The following is a 19,364-nucleotide window of genomic DNA, read 5'->3' as shown; positions in this document are numbered from 1 at the left end:
CCCGCGACCCTGCCACGACCCCGCCGCCTCCGAGGGCCGATGCCATTGCTCATCACTTCTTTGGCAGAATGGGGCGATGAGTGAGGGATCGGGCAGCGAGTCCGGCGGCTCCGGCGGCACCGTGGTGTCGAGCCGCTTCGAGACGAGCGACGACGAGGTGGCCTCCCGGCTACGGCTGGCCGTGGACCGGCTGAACCGCCGGATCCGCATCGACGGCTCCGAGTCGCTGCCGCCGCTGCAGCTGTCGACCCTGGTCACCGTCGAGCAGCACGGCCCGCTGCGCCTGTCGGAGCTGGCCCGCCGGGAGGGCGTGACCGCACCGACCATGTCCCGGGTGCTGTCCGCGCTGGACGACCAGGGCATGGTCGAGCGCGCCGCCGACCCGGGCGACGCCCGCGGCGTGCTCATCTCGATCTCCGCCGACGGGCTGGACCGGCTGCGCGAGGTCCGCAGCCAGCGCACCGCGCTGGTCGCCCGCCGGCTCGACCGGCTCGACGCCGCCCAGCGCGCCGCGCTGGAGGCCGCGCTGCCCGCGATCGAGGCCCTGATCGTCGCCGACGAGGACTGAGCGCTGCGGGGTCCCCTCAGGCCTCGGCGCCGTCGACGGTGACCACGACCCGGGAGCCGTCGTCCCGGCTGCCGCCCGCGACGGCACGCAGCCCCGCGACCCGCGCCGACTCCGGCAGCGGGTCGGGGTAGTGCCAGAACACGTCGGCCAGCCGGGTCCCGCCGGGCAGGTCGGCGTGCTCGTAGTGCGCCTCGCCCTTGTAGGGGCAGCGGGTGCGCAGCCCGCTCGGCGTGGTCGGGACGGCGACGTCGGCGGCGGGCAGGTACCAGCGGTTCGGCAGCCCGGTCTCCGACAGCACCCACGGGTGCTCCGAGCGGGCCAGGACCGTCTCGACGCCGTCGGTCGCGACGTGGGTGACCACGACCTCGCGGTGGGTCGGGCGCACGTCGACCCGGGTGTAGGGGTCGGTGAGGTGGGCGAAGACCTGCTCGTCCTCGTCGTACCAGGCGTCGGCGGCGTTCCAGTACAGCGCGGCGAGCCCGCGCAGCCAGGGCGCGGCCGCGACGGGCTCGGGGTAGTGCCAGACGGCGTTCTCCGCGGTCCGGTCGCCGAGGACGAGCGAGCGGTAGGACGCGTCGCCCTTGAACGGGCAGTGCGTGGTGTGGTCGGTCGCGACCAGGACGTCCTGGTCGAGGTCGGCCTCGGGGACGTAGAGCACGGGCAGCAGGTTCGACTCGTGGACGAGGAACCCGCCACGGGTGTCGAGCACGGTGCGCCCGGCGAACTCCGCCCGCACCCGCCTCGGGAACGGATGCATGAGCAGCTTGTGCGGCGGGCCGTCGATCGCGTAGTTCACCGTGGTCGGCGCGTACGGCGACAGCGGGCCGTCGGTGCGGGTCAGTCCCATGTGGCCTCACCTCGTGGGTGGTCGTGCGGGTCGGTACCCACACAACCACCCACGGGGCGAACCTGCCACGGGGCTACAGCGAGAGCTGCACGTCGTAGTCGCCGATCCAGGTGTTCAGGTCGATGATGCGCTCCAGCTGCATCCGGCGGCCCATCGAGTTGGCCTCGTGCCCGCCGCCCTCGTCGAGCCGGCGCTGCACCGCCGCCCGGTCCACCAGCGGCGCGACGGGCGCGTCGTCGCCCTGCCCGACGATCTCGGCGACCTGGTCGCGCAGCGACTTCTCGTAGGAGTCGTCCTGGGTGGAGGGGTAGGGGCTCTTGACCCGCTGGACCACCGACTCGGGCAGCAGGTCCTTGGTGGCGTGGCGCAGCAGCGACTTCTCGCGCCCGTCGAAGTTCTTGTGCGCCCACGGGGTGCCGAAGACGTACTCGACGAGGCGGTGGTCGCAGAACGGGACCCGCACCTCGAGCCCGACGGCCATGCTCATCCGGTCCTTGCGGTCCAGCAGCACCGGCAGCCAGCGGGTCAGGTAGAGGTAGCAGATCTCGCGCATCCGGCGCTCGTGCGGGTCGTCGGCGGCCGGGCCGGTCAGCTCGGGCACCTCGGCGAGCGCGGTCCGGTACTGGTCGTCGAGGTAGCCGGGGACGTCGAGCTTGTCCCACAGGGCCCGGTCGAACAGCCCGGGGTCGGACTGGTCGGCGTTCATCATCCGCCCGGCCAGCCACGGGAAGGTGTCCGCGGCGACGGTCTCCGGGTCGTGGAAGTCGCGGTAGCCGCCGAACACCTCGTCGGCGGACTCCCCGGACAGCGCGACCGTGGACTCCTTGCGGATCGCGGAGAACAGCAGGTACAGCGACGAGTCCATGTCGCCGATGCCGGCGGGCAGGTCGCGGGCGTGCACCGTGGCCCGGCGCACGGCCGGGTCCATCATGTCCTCGGTCCGCAGCACGATGTCGCGGTGCGCGGTCCCGACGTACTCGGCGACCTCGTGCACGTAGGGGGAGTCGGGGGTGCCGCGGGCGTCGTCCGCGACGAAGTTGTCGGCGTAGCCGACGAAGTCCACCGCGAACGACCGCACGGTGCCGTCGACGTGCTTGGCGGCCAGCGCGGTGAGCGCCGAGGAGTCCAGCCCGCCCGAGAGCAGCGTGCACAGCGGGACGTCGGCGTAGAGCTGGCGCAACGCGGTGTCCTCGAGCAGCTCGCGGACGTGGTGCACGGTGGTGTCGACGTCGTCGGTGTGCCCGGTGTCGGTGAGCTCCCAGTAGCGCTCCTCGCGGACGCCGTCGCGGGAGACCCGGACCACGCAGCCCGGGGGGACCTCGCGCATGCCGCGGAACACCGCGTTGGACATGTCGGAGACGAACGCCAGCGCCCGGCGCAGGCCCTCGGCGTCGACGACCCGCTCGGCCTCGGGGTTGGCCAGGATCGCCTTGGGCTCGGAGCCGAACAGCACCCCGTGCGGGGTGGGGTAGTAGTACAGCGGCTTGATGCCCAGGCGGTCACGCACCAGCACCAGCTCGTTCGTGCCGGAGTCCCACAGGGCGTAGGCGAACATGCCGTTGAGCCGGCGGGCGACGTCGCGGGGGTCCTTCGCGCCCCACTCGCGGTGCGCCCGCAGCACGACCTCGGTGTCGCTGGAGGTCCGGAACCGGTGCCCGGCGGCGGCGAGCTGCTCGCGCAGCTCGCGGAAGTTGTAGGTCTCGCCGGAGTAGACCATGTGCAGGGCGGGGGCCCCGCCCTCGTCGAGGGTCATCGGCTGGCGGCCGCCCTCGATGTCGATGACCGCGAGCCTGCGGTGGCACAGCGCCGCGGGCCCCTGGGCCCACACGCCCTGCTGGTCCGGTCCGCGGCAGGACATCGTCTCGTTCATCGCCGCGAGGGTGCGGGCGTGCTCGTCCGCCCCCAGGTCGTGTCGGTAGTCGATCCAGCCGCAGATTCCGCACACGGTTGAGCGCCTCCTCAGATCTCGTGGCCCGGACCGCGCCGCCCGGTAAGATCGATTGCAACGCTAATGATTGCAGGACGCAACACGTAGGTAACACGACGTGAGTGCTCCGTCCGGTAACGGGCGGTTCGTCCAGCACTTTCGACGACGGGCGTCGCTGATCACACCCGTTCGGCGCAGCATCGTTGCGTGAAGGCGCACGAACCTTTCGATCCGCTTACGTGATTGCGATCGTCAATGTTGCGGCCCGCAACGTGTGTAGCATGCGAATCATGACGGAACGTCCGATTGGCCCGATTGACGACGACGCAACCGTGACGACCGGCGGTCTCGCCACGGCGACCCAGGACCCGCTGCACTCGCTGGAGAAGCAGATCACGCTGCTGGTCCGCCGCACCATGGAGTCGGTGTGGTCGAACGGCTACGGCGCGAACGACGCCGTGGACCGCTACACCTACCCGGTCCTCATGCTGCTCGATGACGAGGGCGCCCTCTCGCTCACCGCGCTGACCGGCAAGCTGGGGGTCTCCAAGCCCACCGCCAGCCGCCAGGTCTCGCGCCTGTCGCGGGCCGGCCTGGTCGACGTGTCCCCGCACGAGCGCGACCCCCGCTCGGTCAGCGTCACCCTGACCCCGGCCGGGCTCGCCGCCCGTGAGCAGGTCCGCGAGGCCCGCCTGGCGCCGCTGCGCGAGGTCATCGCGCACTGGCCGACCCACGACCGCGACTCCCTGGCCGAGCTGCTCGACCGGTTCAACACCGACCTGGACCTCTTCGTGCGCTGACCCCGCTCCACCCGCCCGCGCGCGCCCCCGTGCACCCGCTGCTCCGCCGGGCCCCACCCGGGTGATGCGATAGTGGGCAGTCCGGGTGGCCCGCACCCGGAGCGAGTTCGGGGGTGAGGACGGGCGTGGACGCGCTGGTGGCGCTCGTCGCCGGAGTGCTGGAGGGCATACGCGGGCTCGGTGTGCCGGACGTGTGCCCGGGGGACTGGGCCTGGTCGGTCACCGCGCTCGGCGTGCTGACGGGGCTGCTGCCCACCGCCGGTGCTGCGCTGGTCGCGCTGCTGCGCCGTGGGATCGGCTCCGGGTCCTCCTCGGGCTACGGCTCGGCCGAGTCCGTGCTGCTGGCCGGGATCGGTGTGCTGTCGGCGGGCCTGCTCCCGCTGGCGGTGTTCGTCGGGGCGGGCGGGGTGTTCAGCCGTGCCACCGCCGGTGTGCCGGCCGTCCCCGGCCTGAATTCGTCGGCCACGTCGTCGATCCGGGTCGAGACCTGCAGCGTCGTCGGGACCCAGAGCAGCTACCTGGGCCGCGGCACCGTGGCCGGGTCCATCGGCGGGGACGTCGTCACCTCGGTCACCTCCGTCGCCCTGCTCGGCGTCGTGCCGCTGCTCGCGACCGTGCTCGTCGCGGTCCAGGCGCGCACCGCGCTGCGTCGCGGGCCCCGCTGGCCGGCCAAGTTCTTCTGGCTGCCGCTGTTCGCGCTGATCGTGCTGACCGGCGCGGTCCCCGCGGGCACCGCCGAGCACCTGTGGGTCGGCATCCTCGCCGCGAGCCTGGTCGGGGTGCTGGTCGTCCCGCTGTTCCCCGCGCCGTCGCGGGCGACGGTCGAGCGGATCCGCGCCGGGCGCGACGCGCCACCGCGCCGCGCCGAGCCGTCCGTCGCGGGACGCACCGGCACCGGGTCGTCGCGGGCCGGGCGCGGTGGCGGCGACGGGCTCGCCCCGCAGTCCGGCGCGGCCGCGACGCCCAGCGTCGCCGAGCGTCTCGCCCAGCGCTTCTCCGCCCGCGAGACCCCGGGCACCGCCGGGACGAACGGCACCCGCGGGCCGTCCTCGGTCGAGCAGTCCGCGCCCTACGCCGGGTTCGCCGCCGCGCCCCGCCCGCCGTCCGGGTACGGCGCGCTGCCGCCCGCCGGGTACGCCCCCGGCCCGGCCGGACGCCCGTCCGCCGGGCCGCCGCCGTTCACCGGCCCGGCCGCACACCCCGCCGCGGGTCCGCTGCGCGGCCCGGTGTCGGGAGCGGCCCGCGGCCCGGTCTCCGGTGCGGGACGCCCCCCGGCGGGGCCGCCGCGCCGGCCCACGCTCGTCGCACCCGTGGCGGGCGGTCCGCCGCGGGCGCCCCGGTTCCGGCTGATGCGCCGCCTCGGTGCCGGTGGTTTCGGCGGGGTCTGGCTGGCCCACGACGCGAAGCTCGGCCACACCGTCGCGGTCAAGTCCGCGCACGCCGCGGACCCGGAGACCGAGGAGCGCATCCGCCGGGAGGCCGCCGCGCTCGGCGCGATGCGCCACCCCTGCTGCGTGCAGATCTACGACCTGCTGCACGCCTCGTCCGACCCGGGCCTGCAGGGCATGGACGGGCTGGTCATCGTCATGCAGTACGTCGACGGCATGTCCCTGGGCCAGCTCGTCGGCGAGCAGGGCCCGGTGGACGACATCTCCGCGGCCCGCATCTGGACCGGCATCGCCGGCGCCCTGCACACCGCGCACCGCGCCGGGGTGCTGCACCGCGACATCAAGCCGGGCAACATCGTCGTCGACCCGCAGGGGCACCCGCACCTGATCGACTTCGGGATCGCGCGCAAGCAGGGCGACTCCACGCTGACCCAGACCGGCTACGTCCTGGGCACGCCCGACTACCTGGCGCCGGAGGCCGCGGCCGGGAAGCCCGCCTCGCCCGCCTCCGACGCCTGGCAGCTCGCGGCGGCGGTGTCGTTCGCGCTGAGCGGGCACCCGCCGCGCGGGGAGTCCGCCGACGCCGTCGCCGGGCTGCGGGCGGCCGCGGCGGGGGCGAAGCTCACCCACCTGCCGAGCCGCACCGCGCACCTGGCGCTGCTCAAGCAGGCGATGCGCACCGAGCCGCACCGGCGCCCGGACCTGCCCACGGTGCAGGGCAAGCTCGACGGCTGGCTGCGCCGCCACGGGCACCGCACCGACGGCCCGGTCACCGCGATGCTGGAGTACCGCCGGGGCTGAGGGTCCGGTCCACCCACGGCGCACCGCCGGGCCGCGCGGGACCGCTCAGAGCCAGGCCTGGACGAACAGCCGCACGGCCAGGCCGAGGCCCGCGACCGCGATGCCGATCCGGACCAGGCGGGCCGGGAGCCGCCGGGCCACGACCGGGCCGAGCCGCCCGCCGATGAGCAGACCCAGGGCCAGCGCGGGCACCGCGGCCCACGCGACGTCGCCGAAGACCGCGAAGCCGACCGCGGCGACCGCGTTCGCCGCCCAGGTCAGCACGTTCTTCAGCGCGTTGGCCCGCAGCAGGGTCGCGCCCGGCAGCGACAGCGTGAGCGCCAGCATCATCACCCCGGCCGCCGCGCCGAAGTACCCGGCGTAGACGGCGACACCGAACACGGCCACCGCGACGCCCGGCCCGGGCGGCCGCGGTTCGGCCGCGGGCCGGGGCGGGCGCAGGAGCAGCAGTGCCGCGACCGCGACCAGGAACGGCACGATCCGCTCGAAGCCACCGGCCGGGGTGAGCAGCAGCAGCCCGGCCCCGGCCGCGCCGCCGAGCAGCGCCGGGCCGATCCAGCGGCGCAGCTGCGGCCCGGCGCCGCGCAGCTCCGGGCGGGACCCGGCGACCGCGCCCGCCCCCTGGAACAGCATGCAGACGGTGTTGGTGATGTTCGCCGTCGTCGCGGGGAGCCCGACGGCCAGCAGTGCGGGGTAGGAGAACAGCGACGCGAGCCCGGCGACGGCGCCGACCAGGCCGGCCGCGACGCCGGCACCGAACAGCGTGAGCAGCTGCCACGGGGTCACGGGCGGAGCATGTCGTTGGCGATGCACAGGACCCTACCCGCCGCCCGGTGGGGGGCACGACCACGTCACAATGACGCCGATCGGCGCAGCGACCTGCGTCGGAACGGGGGTCACGGTGGTGGGTCCGCGCGAGGCCGGGGTGGGTGCCGCCCTGCTGCTCCTGCTCGCGGGCTGCGGCACCGCGGGCCCCGACGTCCCCGCCCCGCGCCCGCCCGTCCCGGCCCCCGCGGCCCCGGCACCCGTCGTCGCGATCCCGCCCCCGTCGAGCACCGCGTCCGCCCCGGCCGACGACGGCGGCCCGGCCGGTCCGTGCACCGGCGACACCCTCGACGTGTCCGCCACCGCACCCCGCACCGACGGCCCGGCCGCCGTCGCCGACCTGGTGTTCCGCAACACCGGCGGCGCCCCCTGCGTGCTCGACGGCTATCCCGGGGTCGCGTTCGTGGCGGGCAACGAGGGGACCCGCGTCGGGCCGCGGGCCGCGATCGACGGGCCCCGGGCGCGGGTGCGCCTGGCCCCGGGCGCCGTGGCGACGGCGCCGCTGCGGGTCCGGGCGACCCCGTCGTACCCGGAGGCGGACTGCGTCCCGGAGCAGGCGCGCGGGCTGCGGGTCGCCCCGCCCGGGGGCAGCGGCGGGACGTTCGTGCCGCGCCCCGGCCCGGTGTGCTCCGCGACCACCGAGCCGCCGCAGGCCACGGTGGGGTCGGTCGCCGCCCGGTAGCGCCTCCTCAGGCGGGGTCGGTGGTGTGCAGGGCGAACCACAGCTCGGCGCGGACGCCGGGGGAGTCGAGGTCGCGCTCCAGCAGTGCGGCGGCGCGGGTGATGCGGGCCCGCAGGGTGTGGCGGTGCACCCCGAGCCGGGACGCGGCCGGGTCCCACTGCCCGTGGTGGGCCAGCCACTCCCGCAGTGAGGCGACCAGGTCGCCGCGCCGCTCGGTGTCGTGGCGGACCAGCGGGGCCAGGACGGCGTCGGCGAAGGCGGTGGCGTCCTCGGGGCGCACCAGCGAGGCGAGCCCGCTGCCCGCGAGGTCGGCGAAGCGCAGCACCGCCCGGTCGCGGCGTTCGGCGGCGTCGAGCGCCCGGCCCGCCTCGCGCAGCGCGCGGCCCAGCTCACCGACCGGGGCCGGCGTCGACACCCCGGCCCGCACCCCGCGCACCTGTCCGGCGACCTCCAGCACCGCGGGCACCGACCCGGCACCGACGAGCGCGGCCACCTGCCCGTCGAGCTCGGCGTGGAAGGCGACCCCGGGGGCCCGTTCCAGGGCGTCGAGCAGGACGTCCGGCGGCGCACCGGTGGCCCGCCCGCCGAGCGCGACCGCGACCAGGTCCCCGCCGGGCAGCGGGCCCCAGGTCTCGGCGAGCACGTCCTCGGCGCCGCAGCCCGGCAGCGCGGCCAGCGCCCGCAGCACCGCGGTCCGCACCCGGCGCTCGGCCCGCCCGGCCGCGGCGCTGCGTGCGTGGGCCAGGGTCAGCACCGACACCGCGGACCCGATGAGCTGCCGGTCGACCGGGGTGAAGCGCCGGTCCCGCCCGACGACGAGGACCGCGGGCCCGATCAGGCGCACCGGCTGGAGCACGACCTGCCCGTCCCCGACGGCGACGGTGACGCTGGACGGCCCGGGGTGGTCCCGCACCCGGTCGATCTCGGCGCGGAGCAGGACCGCGCGCCGGGCCGCCCCGGCGGGCGCGGACCGGCGGACCCGGCCGTCGGTCCCGGAGATCAGCGCCCAGGCGTCGAGACGCTCGGTGAGCCGGTCGAGCACCCGGGCGGTGCCGGTGTCGGGGTCGTCCTCGCCCAGGGCGGCGGCGGTGAGCGCCCGCTGCGCCTCGTCGGTGCGGACGACCTCGGCGTAGCGGTCGGCGGCGCGGGCCTCGGCGACGGCCTTGGTCAGCGCCAGGAACGGGGTGCGCTCGGGGATCTCCAGCAGCGCCAGCCCGGCCCGCGCGCAGGCCTCGCGCAGCGCGGGGAGCAGGTCGTCGTGTCCCAGACCGCAGCCGAACCCCAGCCCGGCGAGGCCGTGCGCGACGAGCCGGTCCACGTAGCCGGCCGGGTCGGGCGCCGGTCCGAGGCCGGTGGTCAGCAGCAGCTCGTCGCCGTCGAGGTAGGGCGTCGGATCGGACAGTTCGCTCGAATGCACCCACGTGAGCGGTCGATCCTGATCCGCGGACGGACACGCGAGACGCAGTCCGAGACTGCGGCTCGCACACAGCGTGCGCAGCGTCAGCGCCATCGAACCCCCTGCCGGATCGGCGTGTACCGGACATCGAACTGGACAGTCCGGACACTACCGCCCCGGCGTGTTCCGGATCACGCTGTCCGGCACGGACCGCAGTCGTCGTCGGAAGGACAGCTTTGACCGCCACGCAGGAGACCGGTACCGCTGCGGCACCGTGGGTGGGAACCCGCATGCAGCGCAAGGAGGATCAGGCGCTGCTCACCGGCCGGGCCACCTGGACCGACGACATCGCCCCGCCCGGCACCCTGCACATGGTCCTCGTGCGCAGCCCGCTGCCGCACGCCCGGATCGTCGCGATCGACACCGCCGCCGCGGCCGCCGTCCCGGGGGTCCGCGCGGTGCTCACCGCCGCCGACGTCGACGACGAGTTCCTCGCCGGCATCCCGTGCGGCTGGCCGGTCACCGAGGACATCCGCATCCCCGACCACCGCCCGCTCGCCCGCGACGAGGTCAACCACGTCGGCGACGGCGTCGCGGTCGTCCTGGCCACCAGCGCCGCGGCCGCCCGCGACGGCGCCGACCTCGTCGACGTCGAGTACGCCGAGCTGCCCGCCGTGGTCGACATGGCCGACGCCCTCGCCGACGGCGCCCCCGTCGTGCACGCCGAGATGGGCACCAACCACTGCTACACCTGGCCGCTGGCCACCGGCGACGTCGACACCGCCTTCGCCGACGCCGACGTCGTCGTCTCCGGGCGCTACCTGCAGCAGCGGGTCGTCCCCTCGCCGATGGCGCCGCGCGCGGTGGTGTGCGTGCCGGACCCGGTCGGCGCCGGGTTCACCGTCTACACCGCCACCCAGGTGCCGCACTTCGTGCGCGACATCCTCGCCGCGGTCACCGGCATCCCGGACACCCGGATCCGGGTCGTCGCCCCGGACGTCGGCGGCGGATTCGGCGCGAAGCTCAACGTCTACGCCGAGGAGTTCCTCGCCCTCGTCCTCGCCCGCCGGCTGAGGACCCCGGTGAAGTGGACCGAGACCCGCTCGGAGCACCACCAGGCCACCACACACGGCCGCGGCCAGATCCAGGACGTCTCCGTCGCCGCCACCCGCGACGGGAAGATCCTCGGGATGAAGGTGGAGCTGCTCGCCGACATGGGCGCCTACCTGCAGCTGCTCACCCCGGGCATCGCCGTGTTCGGCGCGTTCACCTTCTGCGGGCTCTACGACTTCGGGCACTACTCGTTCACCGCGAAGGGCGTGTTCACCAACCTCACCCCGACCGACGCCTACCGCGGCGCCGGGCGCTCGGAGGCCGCCTACGGCCACGAGCGGATCATGGACGACCTGGCCCGCGAGCTCGGCATGGACGCCGCCGAGGTGCGGCTGCGCAACCTGCACCCGAAGTTCCTCGAGCCGCGCACCGTCCCGTCCGGGGTGCAGTACGACTCCGGGGACTACGAGACCTGCATGCGCCGGGCGATGGAGCTGGTCGGCTACGACGAGCTGCGCGCCGAGCAGGCCCGCCGCCGGTCCTCGTCGGACCCGGTGCAGCTCGGCATCGGGTTCGGCAACTTCACCGAGTCCGGCGGGCTGTCGCCGTCGAAGGTCGCGGCCGGGGTCCGGCTGCAGTCCGGGGGCTGGGAGCAGGCGACGGTCCGGATGACGACCAGCGGCAAGGTCGAGGTCGTCACCGGCACCTCCCCGCACGGGCAGGGCCACGAGACCGCCTGGTCACAGATCGTCGCCGACCGCCTCGGCGTGCACCCCGACGACGTCGAGGTCCTGCACGGCGACACCCTGGTCGCGCCGTTCGGGCGCGACACCTACGGCTCGCGCAGCCTCGCCGTCGGCGGCACCGCGGTGCACCTGGCCGCGGGCAAGGTGCTGGACAAGGCGATGCAGATCGCCGCGCACCTGCTGGAGGCCGACGAGAAGGACCTGGAGTTCACCGGGGGCCGGTTCTCGGTGGCGGGCACGGCCGGGCCGTCGGTGACCATCCAGGAGGTGGCGGGCGCGGCGTCGCTGGCTAACGACCTGCCCGAGGGCATGGAGCCCAACCTGACCGCGGACTCGGCGTTCGACCCGCCGAACTTCACCTGGCCGTTCGGGACGCACGTGTGCGTCACCGAGGTCGACACCGAGACCGGGTTCACCCGGATCCGCCGCTACGTCGCCGTCGACGACTGCGGGGTCGTGGTGAACCCGACGATCGTCGAGGGGCAGCTGCACGGCGGCATCGCCCAGGGCATCGGGCAGGCCCTCTACGAGCACGCCACCTTCGACGAGGCCGGCAACCCGACGGCGGGCAACCTGGCGTCCTACGCCGTGCCCGCCGCGACCGACCTGCCGCACTTCGAGCTGGAGCAGCTGGTCACGCCGTCGCCGACGAACCCGATGGGGGTCAAGGGGATCGGCGAGTCCGGCGCGATCGGGTCCTCGCCCGCCGTGGTGAACGCGGTGATCGACGCCGTCGCCCACCTCGGGGTGACCCACGTGGACATGCCCGCGACGCCGCAGGCGGTCTGGCGGGCGATCACCGCCGCGTCCGGCCAGACTGCCTGAACCCACCGGGAGGGAGACCGGGACATGGTGGACATCAACTGTGACATGGGCGAGTCGTACTCGATCTACCACTGCGGCGACGACGAGGGCCTCATGCCGTTCGTGACCGTCGCCAACGTGGCGTGCGGCTTCCACGCCTCCGACCCCCGGGTCATGACCCGGACCGTGGCGCTGGCGAAGCGGCACGGGGTGAAGGTGGGGGCGCACCCGTCGCTGCCCGACCGGGAGGGCTTCGGCCGCCGCGAGATGACGCTCGACCGCGAGGAGCTCACGGCGGGTGTCGTCTACCAGATCGGTGCGCTCGCGGGGTTCCTGCGCGCGCACGACATGGAGCTCAACCACGTCAAGGTGCACGGCTCGCTCTACGGCATGTCGGCCCGCGACCCGGAGGTGGCCGCCGCGATCGCCGACGCCGCCGACGTCTTCGGCGCCCCGCTGGTCGGCATGGTCGGCACCGTGCACGAGCAGGTCTGGGGTGACCGGCCCGCGGGGTTCGTCGCCGAGTACTACGCCGACCTCGACTACCGCGACGACGGCTCGCTGATCATCACCCGTGAGCACGAGGCGTTCGACCCGGTCCGTTCCGCGGAACGCGCCCTGCGCGCGGTCACCGAGGGGAAGGCCACCTCGGAGAACGGCAAGGAGCTCACCGTGCGCGCCGACTCGGTCTGCGTGCACTCCGACACCCCGAACGCCGTCGAGCTCGCCCGTGCCGTGCACGACGCGCTGAAGCCCCACCTGAGCAGCTGAGAAGGAGTACCCGCAGTGCCCCGACACGAGGTCGTCTCCCCGATCCCCGGCGTGTTCTACCGCCGTCCCGACCCCGGCAGCCCGCCGTTCGCCGAGGACGGCGCCGCCGTCACCGACGACCAGGCGATCGGCCTGGTCGAGGTCATGAAGTCCTTCCACCAGATCCCGGCGGGCGCCACCGGCACCGTCGTCGAGTTCCTGGTCGGCGACGAGGACGAGGTGGACGCCGGCCAGCCCGTGGCGGTGGTGGAGACGGCATGAGGCTGCTCGTCGCGAACCGCGGCGAGATCGCCGTCCGGATCATCCGGGCCGCACGGGACCTGGGCATCGGCACCGTCGCGGTGCATTCGAAGGCCGACGCCGACGCCCTGCACGTGCGCCTGGCCGACACCGCGGTGGCGATCGGGCCCTCGCCCGCGTCGAAGTCCTACCTGGTCGCCGACGCGATCCTGGCCGCGGCGAAGGAGACCGGCGCCGACGCCGTCCACCCCGGCTACGGGTTCCTGTCCGAGCGGGCGTCGTTCGCCGCCGCCGTCGCCGGCGCGGGCCTGACCTTCGTCGGCCCGGACGCCGCGACGATCGAGCGGATGGGCGACAAGGTCGCCGCCCGGGAGGTCGCCCGCGCCGCCGGGGTCCCGACCGTGCCCGGCACCCCCGGGGGGGTCGCCGACGCCGACGCCGCGGTCGCCGCCGCGGAGGAGGTCGGCTACCCGGTGATGCTCAAGGCCGCCGCGGGCGGCGGGGGCCGGGGCATCCGGGTCGTCGCCGACGCCGACGCGCTGCGCACCGCGTTCGGGCAGGCCTCGACCGAGGCGGAGAAGGCCTTCGGCGACGGCACCATGTACCTGGAGCGGTTCGTCGAGCGCGCCCGGCACGTCGAGGTGCAGGTCCTCGGCGACGGCCGCGACGCCGTCCACCTGTTCGAGCGGGAGTGCTCGCTGCAGCGCCGCAGGCAGAAGGTCGTCGAGGAGGCGGTGTCGCCGGGGATCACCGGCGCGACCCGCGAGGCGATGACGACCGCGGCGGTCGCGCTGTGCCGCGAGGTCGGCTACACCTCGGCCGGCACAGTGGAGTTCCTCGTCGACGACGAGACGGGCGAGTTCTTCTTCATCGAGATGAACACCCGCATCCAGGTTGAGCACCCCACCACCGAGCTCGTCACCGGCATCGACCTGGTCGCCGAGCAGCTGCGCGTCGCCGCGGGGGAGCCGCTGCGGTTCACCCAGGACCGGATCTCCCGGCGCGGGCACGCGATCGAGTTCCGGGTCTGCGCGGAGGACCCGGAGCGGGACTTCCTGCCCCAGCCCGGTGGCGTCGGGCGGGTCACGCTGCCGTCCGGGCCGTGGGTGCGCTGCGACACCTGGCTGGAGCCCGACGGGACGGTCCCGCCGTACTACGACTCGCTGCTGGCGAAGGTCGTGGTGTGGGGTGCCGACCGGACCGAGGCGCTGGCCCGGTCCCGGCGTGCGCTCGACGAGTTCTCCGTGGCCGGGATCCCGACCACCGCCGGGCTGCTCCGCACCCTGGCCGGGGAGCCGTGGGTCGCCGACGCCGACTTCCACACCGGGACCCTCGAACACTGGCTGGCCGAAGGGAAGGGGACCGCATGAGCGCCCGCTACAGCTGGGGCGGCGACGAGTTCGTGTTCGTCGAGCTGGCCGAGGAGATGAGCCTGCAGGCCAACTTCAAGGCCGTCGCGATCACCAACCTGCTCCGCTCCGAACGCCCGGGCGGCATCCTGGAGATCTGCCCGGCGAACGCGTCCTACCAGGTGCGCTACGACCCCGACGTGCTCGACCCGCACGCTCTGATGGCGCAGCTGAAGGAGCTGGAGACCCGGGTCGGCGACGCGCTCGGGGTCACCCTGGACTGCCGGGTCGTCGAGATCCCGGTGCTCTACCAGGACCCGTGGACCACCGAGACCCTGATGCGGTTCCGCGACCGCCACCAGGACCCCGAGGCCACCGACATCGAGTACGCGGCCCGCATCAACGGCTACGCCGGGGTAGACGAGTTCATCGCCGCGCACTCCGGCTCGCCCTGGTTCACCTCGATGGTCGGCTTCGTCGCCGGGCTGCCGTTCAAGTACCAGATGGTGCCCCGCGACCGGCAGATCGTGGTGCCGAAGTACCTGCGCCCGCGCACCGACACCCCCAAGCAGACCGTCGGCTACGGCGGCTGCTTCTCCTGCATCTACTCGGTGCGCGGCGCCGGGGGCTACCAGATGTTCGGCATCACCCCGGCGCCGATCTACGACCCGACCCAGACCAAGCCCGACTTCACCGAGCACATGGTGTTCATGCGGCCCGGGGACATGGTCAAGTTCCGCGGCATCGACCGCGACGAGTACGACCAGCTCCAGGCCGCCGCCGAGGCGGGGGAGTACCGGATCACCGCCCGGCCGGTGGCGTTCGACCTGCAACCGTTCCTCGACGACCCCGACGGCTACAACAAGCGCCTGCTGGAGGTGCTCGCGTGACACGCATCGAGGTCCGCAAGCCCGGTCTGTCCACCACCGTGCAGGACGGTGGCCGCTCCGGCTACTACCACCTGGGCATCCCGCCGTCGGGCGCGCTGGACCAGTACTCGCTGACCTGCGCGAACGCGCTGGTCGGGAACCCGGACGGCGCCGCCGCACTGGAGATCGTCTACATGGGCCCGGAGCTGGTGTTCACCGGCCCGGCGACGGTCGCGGTGGCCGGCGCGACGATCACGCCGACGGTCAACGGCGAGCCCCGCCCGGTGTGGGAGTCCTTCGACGTCGCCGAGGGCGACGTGCTGGCCTTCGACTACCTCAAGGCCGGCGCACGGGCCTACCTCGCGGTGTCCGGCGGGATCGACGTGCCGGAGAAGCTCGGCAGCCGCGCCACCTACGCGCTCGGCGCCCTGGGCGGGCTCGACGGCCGGCCGCTGGCCGAGGGCGACGTCCTGCCCGTCGGGTCCGGCACCGGCCGGGCCGGGCTCGTCGTGCCCGAGGACCTGCGGCCGTCGCTCGCGAAGGACGTCGAGGTCCGGGTCGTGATGGGGCTCTACGACCACCGGCTCACCGACCGCGGCCGCGCCACCTTCCTCGACACCACGTGGACGCTGACCCCGGTCGCGGACCGGATCGGGTTCCGCTACACCGGTGGCGAGCTGGAGACCGTCGACCGGGAGCCGCCGTTCGGGGCGGGCCAGGACCCGTCGAACATCGTCGACTCGCCCTACCCGATCGGCTCCATCCAGGTCCCGGGCGGTGTGGAGCCGATCGTGCTGCACCGGGACGCGGTGTCCGGCGGCGGCTACATGATGGTGGCGACGGTGATCTCCGGTGACCTCGACGTCGTCGCCCAGTCGGCGCCGCGCACCCGGACCCGGTTCGTGGCGGTCGACCTGGAGACGGCGCTGTCGCTGCGGGCCGAGCGGAAGGACCGGCTCGCGCGGATGCACAGCGCACTGGAGCGGTGACGCCGCTCCCGCTCACCCGTTCGGGCTGGCCCCGCAGCGCCGTCTGGTCCAGACTCGACGCTCGGTGACGCGAGGCGGTACCGGACGTGGGGGAGGACCGAGCGATGAGCGGCAGGCACCGGAGGACGGCGGGGGCCGGGCTGGTCAGGCGGGTCCTGGCCGTGACGGTCCCCGTGGTCGGGGCGATCGCACTCGCCGCGGCGGTCGTCGTCACCGTGACGCCGGGGGAGCAGCCCGTCGCGGGGCAGGGGGAGCAGACCGACCCCGGCCCGGCCGCGCCGCTCGCCGCCGGTCCCGCGGTGCCCGGCGGGGGCTCCCCGGCGCGGATGGCCGACCCGGCACCGCTCGCGCAGGCACCGGTGCGGGCGGCCGCCGACGCCGCGGCCGCCGCGCCCCGGAACCCCACTGCGGGATCGCCCCGGGAGCCGGGTGCGGCCACCGCCGGGACCGGCTCGGTCCGGTCCGGCGGGGGCGCCGCGCCGCGCTCCGCCGCAGGGCCGTCGACGACCGGCGGCGCGGACGTCCCCGCTCCGGCGGGCCCGGCCGGCGGCACGGCCGGTGACCGCACCGCGCCCGGCCCCCTCACTGTCGCGCCCAGCACGGGGACCGCGCCGGCACCCGGCCAGGTCACCGCTCCGGACGACACCGCCCCTGCCGACGACACCGCGCCGGGCGACGCCACCGCACCCGGCGACGACACCGGCCCGGACCGGGACACCGGGCGGAGCTGGGACACCGGGTGGTCCGCCCCGTCCCGGCCGACGGTCCCGCGGCCGGTGGTACCCGCCCCGCGCGTGGCCGTCCCGCCACAGGCCGCCCCCCGGTCCGCCGCGCCGCAGGACGAGGACCCGGCCGGCAGCGGTTCCTCCGGTGTCTCCCCGGGCACCGTCACACCGGCCGACCCGGACACCGGCGCCGCGGACGGGGCGCTGCTCCGGCTGCGCCTGCGGATCGCCGAGACCCCGCCCGTCGACGTCCGGGTGCCCGGACCCGCGCTGTCGCTGCTCGGTGGCTGAGCCCGGCCGCCCGTCCGGGCGGCGCGCAGTTCACCCCACCGGGACGGCCCGCGATGGCGACACACCCGTTCGGTGCATGGCCGTACCGCCGTCCGCCGGTGACGATCACCCCATGCGCACGGCGAGCGGCTCCACCACGTGACCGGCCGGCACCGGATGCCGGGCGAACCCGGCCCGGACCCGGCGGCGGTCGGGACCGAGGCGTGGCCGGGCTCCGCGGCCCGCTCCCGGGGCGCGACCGCGACGGCGCCCGCCGGCCCGTGGGACGCGCCACGACCGGTCGAGGGGCGGGCCCGGCCGCCGCGGGGCCGCCGGCGGCTCCGGGTCACCCTGGCCGGGGTCGTCCCGGTGGTGCTGGTCGCCGCGGTCACCGTCGCCGGTCTGCTCGGGACCGGGGTGCTCGGCGGGGTCGCTCCGGCGGACCAGCGGGTCGACGACCACGTCCCGGTACCGACCTTCGCCTCCGGCCCGACCGTCGACGACGCCCCGTCGATCCCGATGCCGTCGCGCTGGTACGGCTCGGGCACCGGGGTCGCGCCCACCACGGCACCGGTCGCGGCCCGCGAGACGCGCGCCGCCGCCGTCGCCGACGGGGCGGTACGGGCGGCCACGGCCCGCATCGCCGAGGACCGCCGGATCGCCGAGGAACGCCGGGCCGCCGAGGCCGCCGCCCGGGAGCGGCGGGCCGCCGAGCAGCGCGCGGAGCAGGACCGCGCCGCGCAGCGGGCCCGGGAGCAGGCCGACGCGCGCCGACGCGCCGCCATCCCCCCGACCGAGGCACCCACGACCCCGCCCGCCCCGACCACCACCCCGGCCCCGCCGACCGGCACCGCGCCCGACGACGCCCGGACCGCGTCCCCCACCCCGACCGGGGACACCCCGCGCACCGAGGGCGTCGTCTGCCGTGTCGTCCGCTTCGTGATCGTCCCCTGCTGACGCCCGGCCGGGCGATGCAGGTTTGAGCCCCTCCGGCTCCGGCTACCGACAGTGGAGGAGGCGATCATGATGAGCGGACGGCACCGACGTCCACGCACCACGCCCGGCCGCCTGGCCCTGCTCGGCACCGTCCCGCTGGTCGGCGGTGCCGGTCTGGCGGCCGCCCTCGCCGGTGGCGCCGACGGCACGGACCCGGCCCGGGACATCACCCCCACCGCCGCGGCCGCCGACGGCACGGCCGCGGACGCGACCGAACCCGTCGCGGTCCCCGGACGCGGCGAGATCGTGCTGGACGCCGTCGGCGGGGCCCGCGACGCCGCCACCCGGGCGGGCGACGCGCAGACCGCGGGCCGGGTCAGCACCGTGGCCGCCGAGCTGCGCGACCAGGCACGGTCCCGGGCCGACGCGGCCCGCGCCGCCGGGGACGCCGAGCTCGCCGCCTACCACCGCGACGAGGCGGCCCGGCAGGACCGGGTCGCGGACGCCTCGCGTCCCGTCGTCCCCGACGAGCCGACCGGCGACGACGACCTCACCGGCACCTCGCCGCTCTGCCGCGCCGCGGACGTCGTCCGGCTCGGCCCGCTCACCGCGACCGGGCCGCAGTGCGACGACGACCCGTGGATCGCCGGCCAGGTCGAGGACGCGATGCGCCGCGGCGGCCTCGACCGCCCCGTCGGCTGACCCGGCCTACGGCTCGAGCACCGTCAGCCCCAGCGCCGCGCAGATCGCGCCCGCCTGGGTGGGGGAGACGATCGCCCCGCGCAGCTCGCGCGGGGTGTCCGGAGTGACCTCGCCGAGGTCGCAGCCCCGCAGGTCGGCGCCCTCGAGCCGGGTGGACCGCAGCACCGTGCCCCGCAGCCGGCACCGCTCGAAACGGATGTCGCGCAGGTCGGCGCCGGACAGGTCGGCCTCGGACAGGTCGCAGTCGGCGATCCGCAGCCCGCGCATCGCGACGTCGCGCAGGTCCGCCAGCTGCAGCGAGCAGTCGTCCAGGACGAACGACGCCGTCAGCCCCCGCAGCCCGCGCAGGACGGTGCCGATCATGCGGCAGCCGGTGAACCGGGTGTCGCCGAGGGTCGCCCCGGCCAGCCGGGCCCCGGACAGGTCGACCCCGCTGAGCACGGCGTCGGTCAGGTCCGCTTCACGCAGGTCGGCCCCGGCCAGCGACGTCCCGGTGATCCGCGCCCGGTCCAGCCGCACGCCGCGCAGGTCGGCCCCGGCGAGCGAGCCGCCCCGCAGGACCAGCCCGGCCAGGTCGGTCTCCCGCAGGTCGGTCTCGTCGAGGACGGCCGAGCCGACCTCCACGCCGTCCCGGGCCGCCGCGAGCAGGTCCTCCGCCGTCGTCACCGCCGTCACG

At 75.6% G+C, this 19,364-nt stretch carries 18 protein-coding genes; 13 read left to right on the top strand and 5 right to left on the bottom strand.

The window, feature by feature from the left end:
* The first annotated feature begins 76 nt into the window (after positions 1–76).
* Positions 77–568: a MarR family winged helix-turn-helix transcriptional regulator gene (locus KPL60_RS05865; protein ID WP_226365159.1), complete on the top strand. Its 492-nt coding sequence runs from the start codon at positions 77–79 to the stop codon at positions 566–568.
* A gap of 16 nt (positions 569–584) precedes the next feature.
* Here KPL60_RS05865 and KPL60_RS05860 read toward each other — a convergent pair whose 3' ends face one another.
* Positions 585–1,415, bottom strand: coding sequence for a DUF427 domain-containing protein (locus KPL60_RS05860; RefSeq protein WP_226365158.1), 831 nt, complete (start codon positions 1,413–1,415; stop codon positions 585–587).
* A gap of 73 nt (positions 1,416–1,488) precedes the next feature.
* On the bottom strand, positions 1,489–3,360 hold the full coding sequence (asnB, locus tag KPL60_RS05855) for an asparagine synthase (glutamine-hydrolyzing) (RefSeq protein WP_226357123.1): 1,872 nt from the start codon (positions 3,358–3,360) through the stop codon (positions 1,489–1,491).
* 314 nt (positions 3,361–3,674) lie between these two features.
* On the opposite strand from asnB, the gene KPL60_RS05850 reads away from it, so the two are divergent.
* Both KPL60_RS05850 and KPL60_RS05845 read left to right on the top strand, forming a co-directional pair.
* Entirely contained in the window at positions 3,675–4,142 is a 468-nt protein-coding gene (locus tag KPL60_RS05850; protein WP_226365157.1) for a MarR family transcriptional regulator, read from the top strand.
* Between the two features lie 125 nt (positions 4,143–4,267).
* Positions 4,268–6,331, top strand: coding sequence for a serine/threonine protein kinase (locus KPL60_RS05845; RefSeq protein ID WP_226365156.1), 2,064 nt, complete (start codon positions 4,268–4,270; stop codon positions 6,329–6,331).
* Positions 6,332–6,376: 45 nt separating this feature from the next.
* On the opposite strand, the gene KPL60_RS05840 is transcribed toward KPL60_RS05845, so the two are convergent.
* The gene (locus tag KPL60_RS05840) at positions 6,377–7,117 is read right to left on the bottom strand and encodes a sulfite exporter TauE/SafE family protein (RefSeq protein ID WP_226365155.1); all 741 of its coding nucleotides are present in this window, start codon (positions 7,115–7,117) and stop codon (positions 6,377–6,379) included.
* A gap of 115 nt (positions 7,118–7,232) precedes the next feature.
* On the opposite strand from KPL60_RS05840, the gene KPL60_RS05835 reads away from it, so the two are divergent.
* Positions 7,233–7,838, top strand: a complete 606-nt coding sequence (locus tag KPL60_RS05835) for a DUF4232 domain-containing protein (protein ID WP_226365154.1) — start codon at positions 7,233–7,235, stop codon at positions 7,836–7,838.
* Positions 7,839–7,845: 7 nt separating this feature from the next.
* Here KPL60_RS05835 and KPL60_RS05830 read toward each other — a convergent pair whose 3' ends face one another.
* Entirely contained in the window at positions 7,846–9,348 is a 1,503-nt protein-coding gene (locus tag KPL60_RS05830; RefSeq protein WP_226365153.1) for a PucR family transcriptional regulator, read from the bottom strand.
* Positions 9,349–9,524: 176 nt separating this feature from the next.
* Here KPL60_RS05830 and KPL60_RS05825 point away from each other — a divergent pair, with 176 nt between their 5' ends.
* The 9 genes from KPL60_RS05825 to KPL60_RS05785 all read left to right on the top strand — a co-directional run bounded on the left by KPL60_RS05825 (position 9,525) and on the right by KPL60_RS05785 (position 18,688).
* Positions 9,525–11,858: a xanthine dehydrogenase family protein molybdopterin-binding subunit gene (locus tag KPL60_RS05825; protein WP_226365152.1), complete on the top strand. Its 2,334-nt coding sequence runs from the start codon at positions 9,525–9,527 to the stop codon at positions 11,856–11,858.
* A gap of 24 nt (positions 11,859–11,882) precedes the next feature.
* The gene (gene pxpA, locus KPL60_RS05820; RefSeq protein WP_226365151.1) at positions 11,883–12,608 is read left to right on the top strand and encodes a 5-oxoprolinase subunit PxpA; all 726 of its coding nucleotides are present in this window, start codon (positions 11,883–11,885) and stop codon (positions 12,606–12,608) included.
* A gap of 15 nt (positions 12,609–12,623) precedes the next feature.
* Positions 12,624–12,869: an acetyl-CoA carboxylase gene (locus tag KPL60_RS05815; protein WP_020625095.1), complete on the top strand. Its 246-nt coding sequence runs from the start codon at positions 12,624–12,626 to the stop codon at positions 12,867–12,869.
* Positions 12,866–14,218: an acetyl/propionyl/methylcrotonyl-CoA carboxylase subunit alpha gene (locus tag KPL60_RS05810; protein ID WP_226357130.1), complete on the top strand. Its 1,353-nt coding sequence runs from the start codon at positions 12,866–12,868 to the stop codon at positions 14,216–14,218. The genes KPL60_RS05815 and KPL60_RS05810 overlap by 4 nt, the downstream gene beginning before the upstream one ends.
* Positions 14,215–15,087, top strand: coding sequence for an allophanate hydrolase subunit 1 (locus KPL60_RS05805; protein ID WP_226365150.1), 873 nt, complete (start codon positions 14,215–14,217; stop codon positions 15,085–15,087). Before KPL60_RS05810 ends, KPL60_RS05805 begins: the two co-directional genes overlap by 4 nt.
* Positions 15,084–16,055, top strand: coding sequence for a biotin-dependent carboxyltransferase family protein (locus KPL60_RS05800; RefSeq protein ID WP_226365149.1), 972 nt, complete (start codon positions 15,084–15,086; stop codon positions 16,053–16,055). Before KPL60_RS05805 ends, KPL60_RS05800 begins: the two co-directional genes overlap by 4 nt.
* A 104-nt stretch (positions 16,056–16,159) precedes the next feature.
* Positions 16,160–17,071: a hypothetical protein gene (locus KPL60_RS05795; protein WP_226366083.1), complete on the top strand. Its 912-nt coding sequence runs from the start codon at positions 16,160–16,162 to the stop codon at positions 17,069–17,071.
* Positions 17,072–17,209: 138 nt separating this feature from the next.
* Positions 17,210–18,007: a hypothetical protein gene (locus KPL60_RS05790; protein WP_226365148.1), complete on the top strand. Its 798-nt coding sequence runs from the start codon at positions 17,210–17,212 to the stop codon at positions 18,005–18,007.
* Between the two features lie 69 nt (positions 18,008–18,076).
* Complete coding sequence (locus tag KPL60_RS05785) at positions 18,077–18,688, top strand: hypothetical protein (RefSeq protein ID WP_226365147.1); 612 nt, start codon at positions 18,077–18,079, stop codon at positions 18,686–18,688.
* Between the two features lie 6 nt (positions 18,689–18,694).
* Here KPL60_RS05785 and KPL60_RS05780 read toward each other — a convergent pair whose 3' ends face one another.
* Entirely contained in the window at positions 18,695–19,363 is a 669-nt protein-coding gene (locus KPL60_RS05780; RefSeq protein ID WP_226365146.1) for a pentapeptide repeat-containing protein, read from the bottom strand.
* Position 19,364 lies beyond the last annotated feature (1 nt).

Origin of the sequence: Pseudonocardia sp. ICBG162, from assembly GCF_020496225.1 — a bacterium.
GTDB classification, from domain to species: domain Bacteria; phylum Actinomycetota; class Actinomycetes; order Mycobacteriales; family Pseudonocardiaceae; genus Pseudonocardia; species Pseudonocardia alni.
The sequence above is the reverse complement of the archived record's forward strand: the minus strand, read 5'-3'. Positions and strand labels throughout refer to the sequence as shown.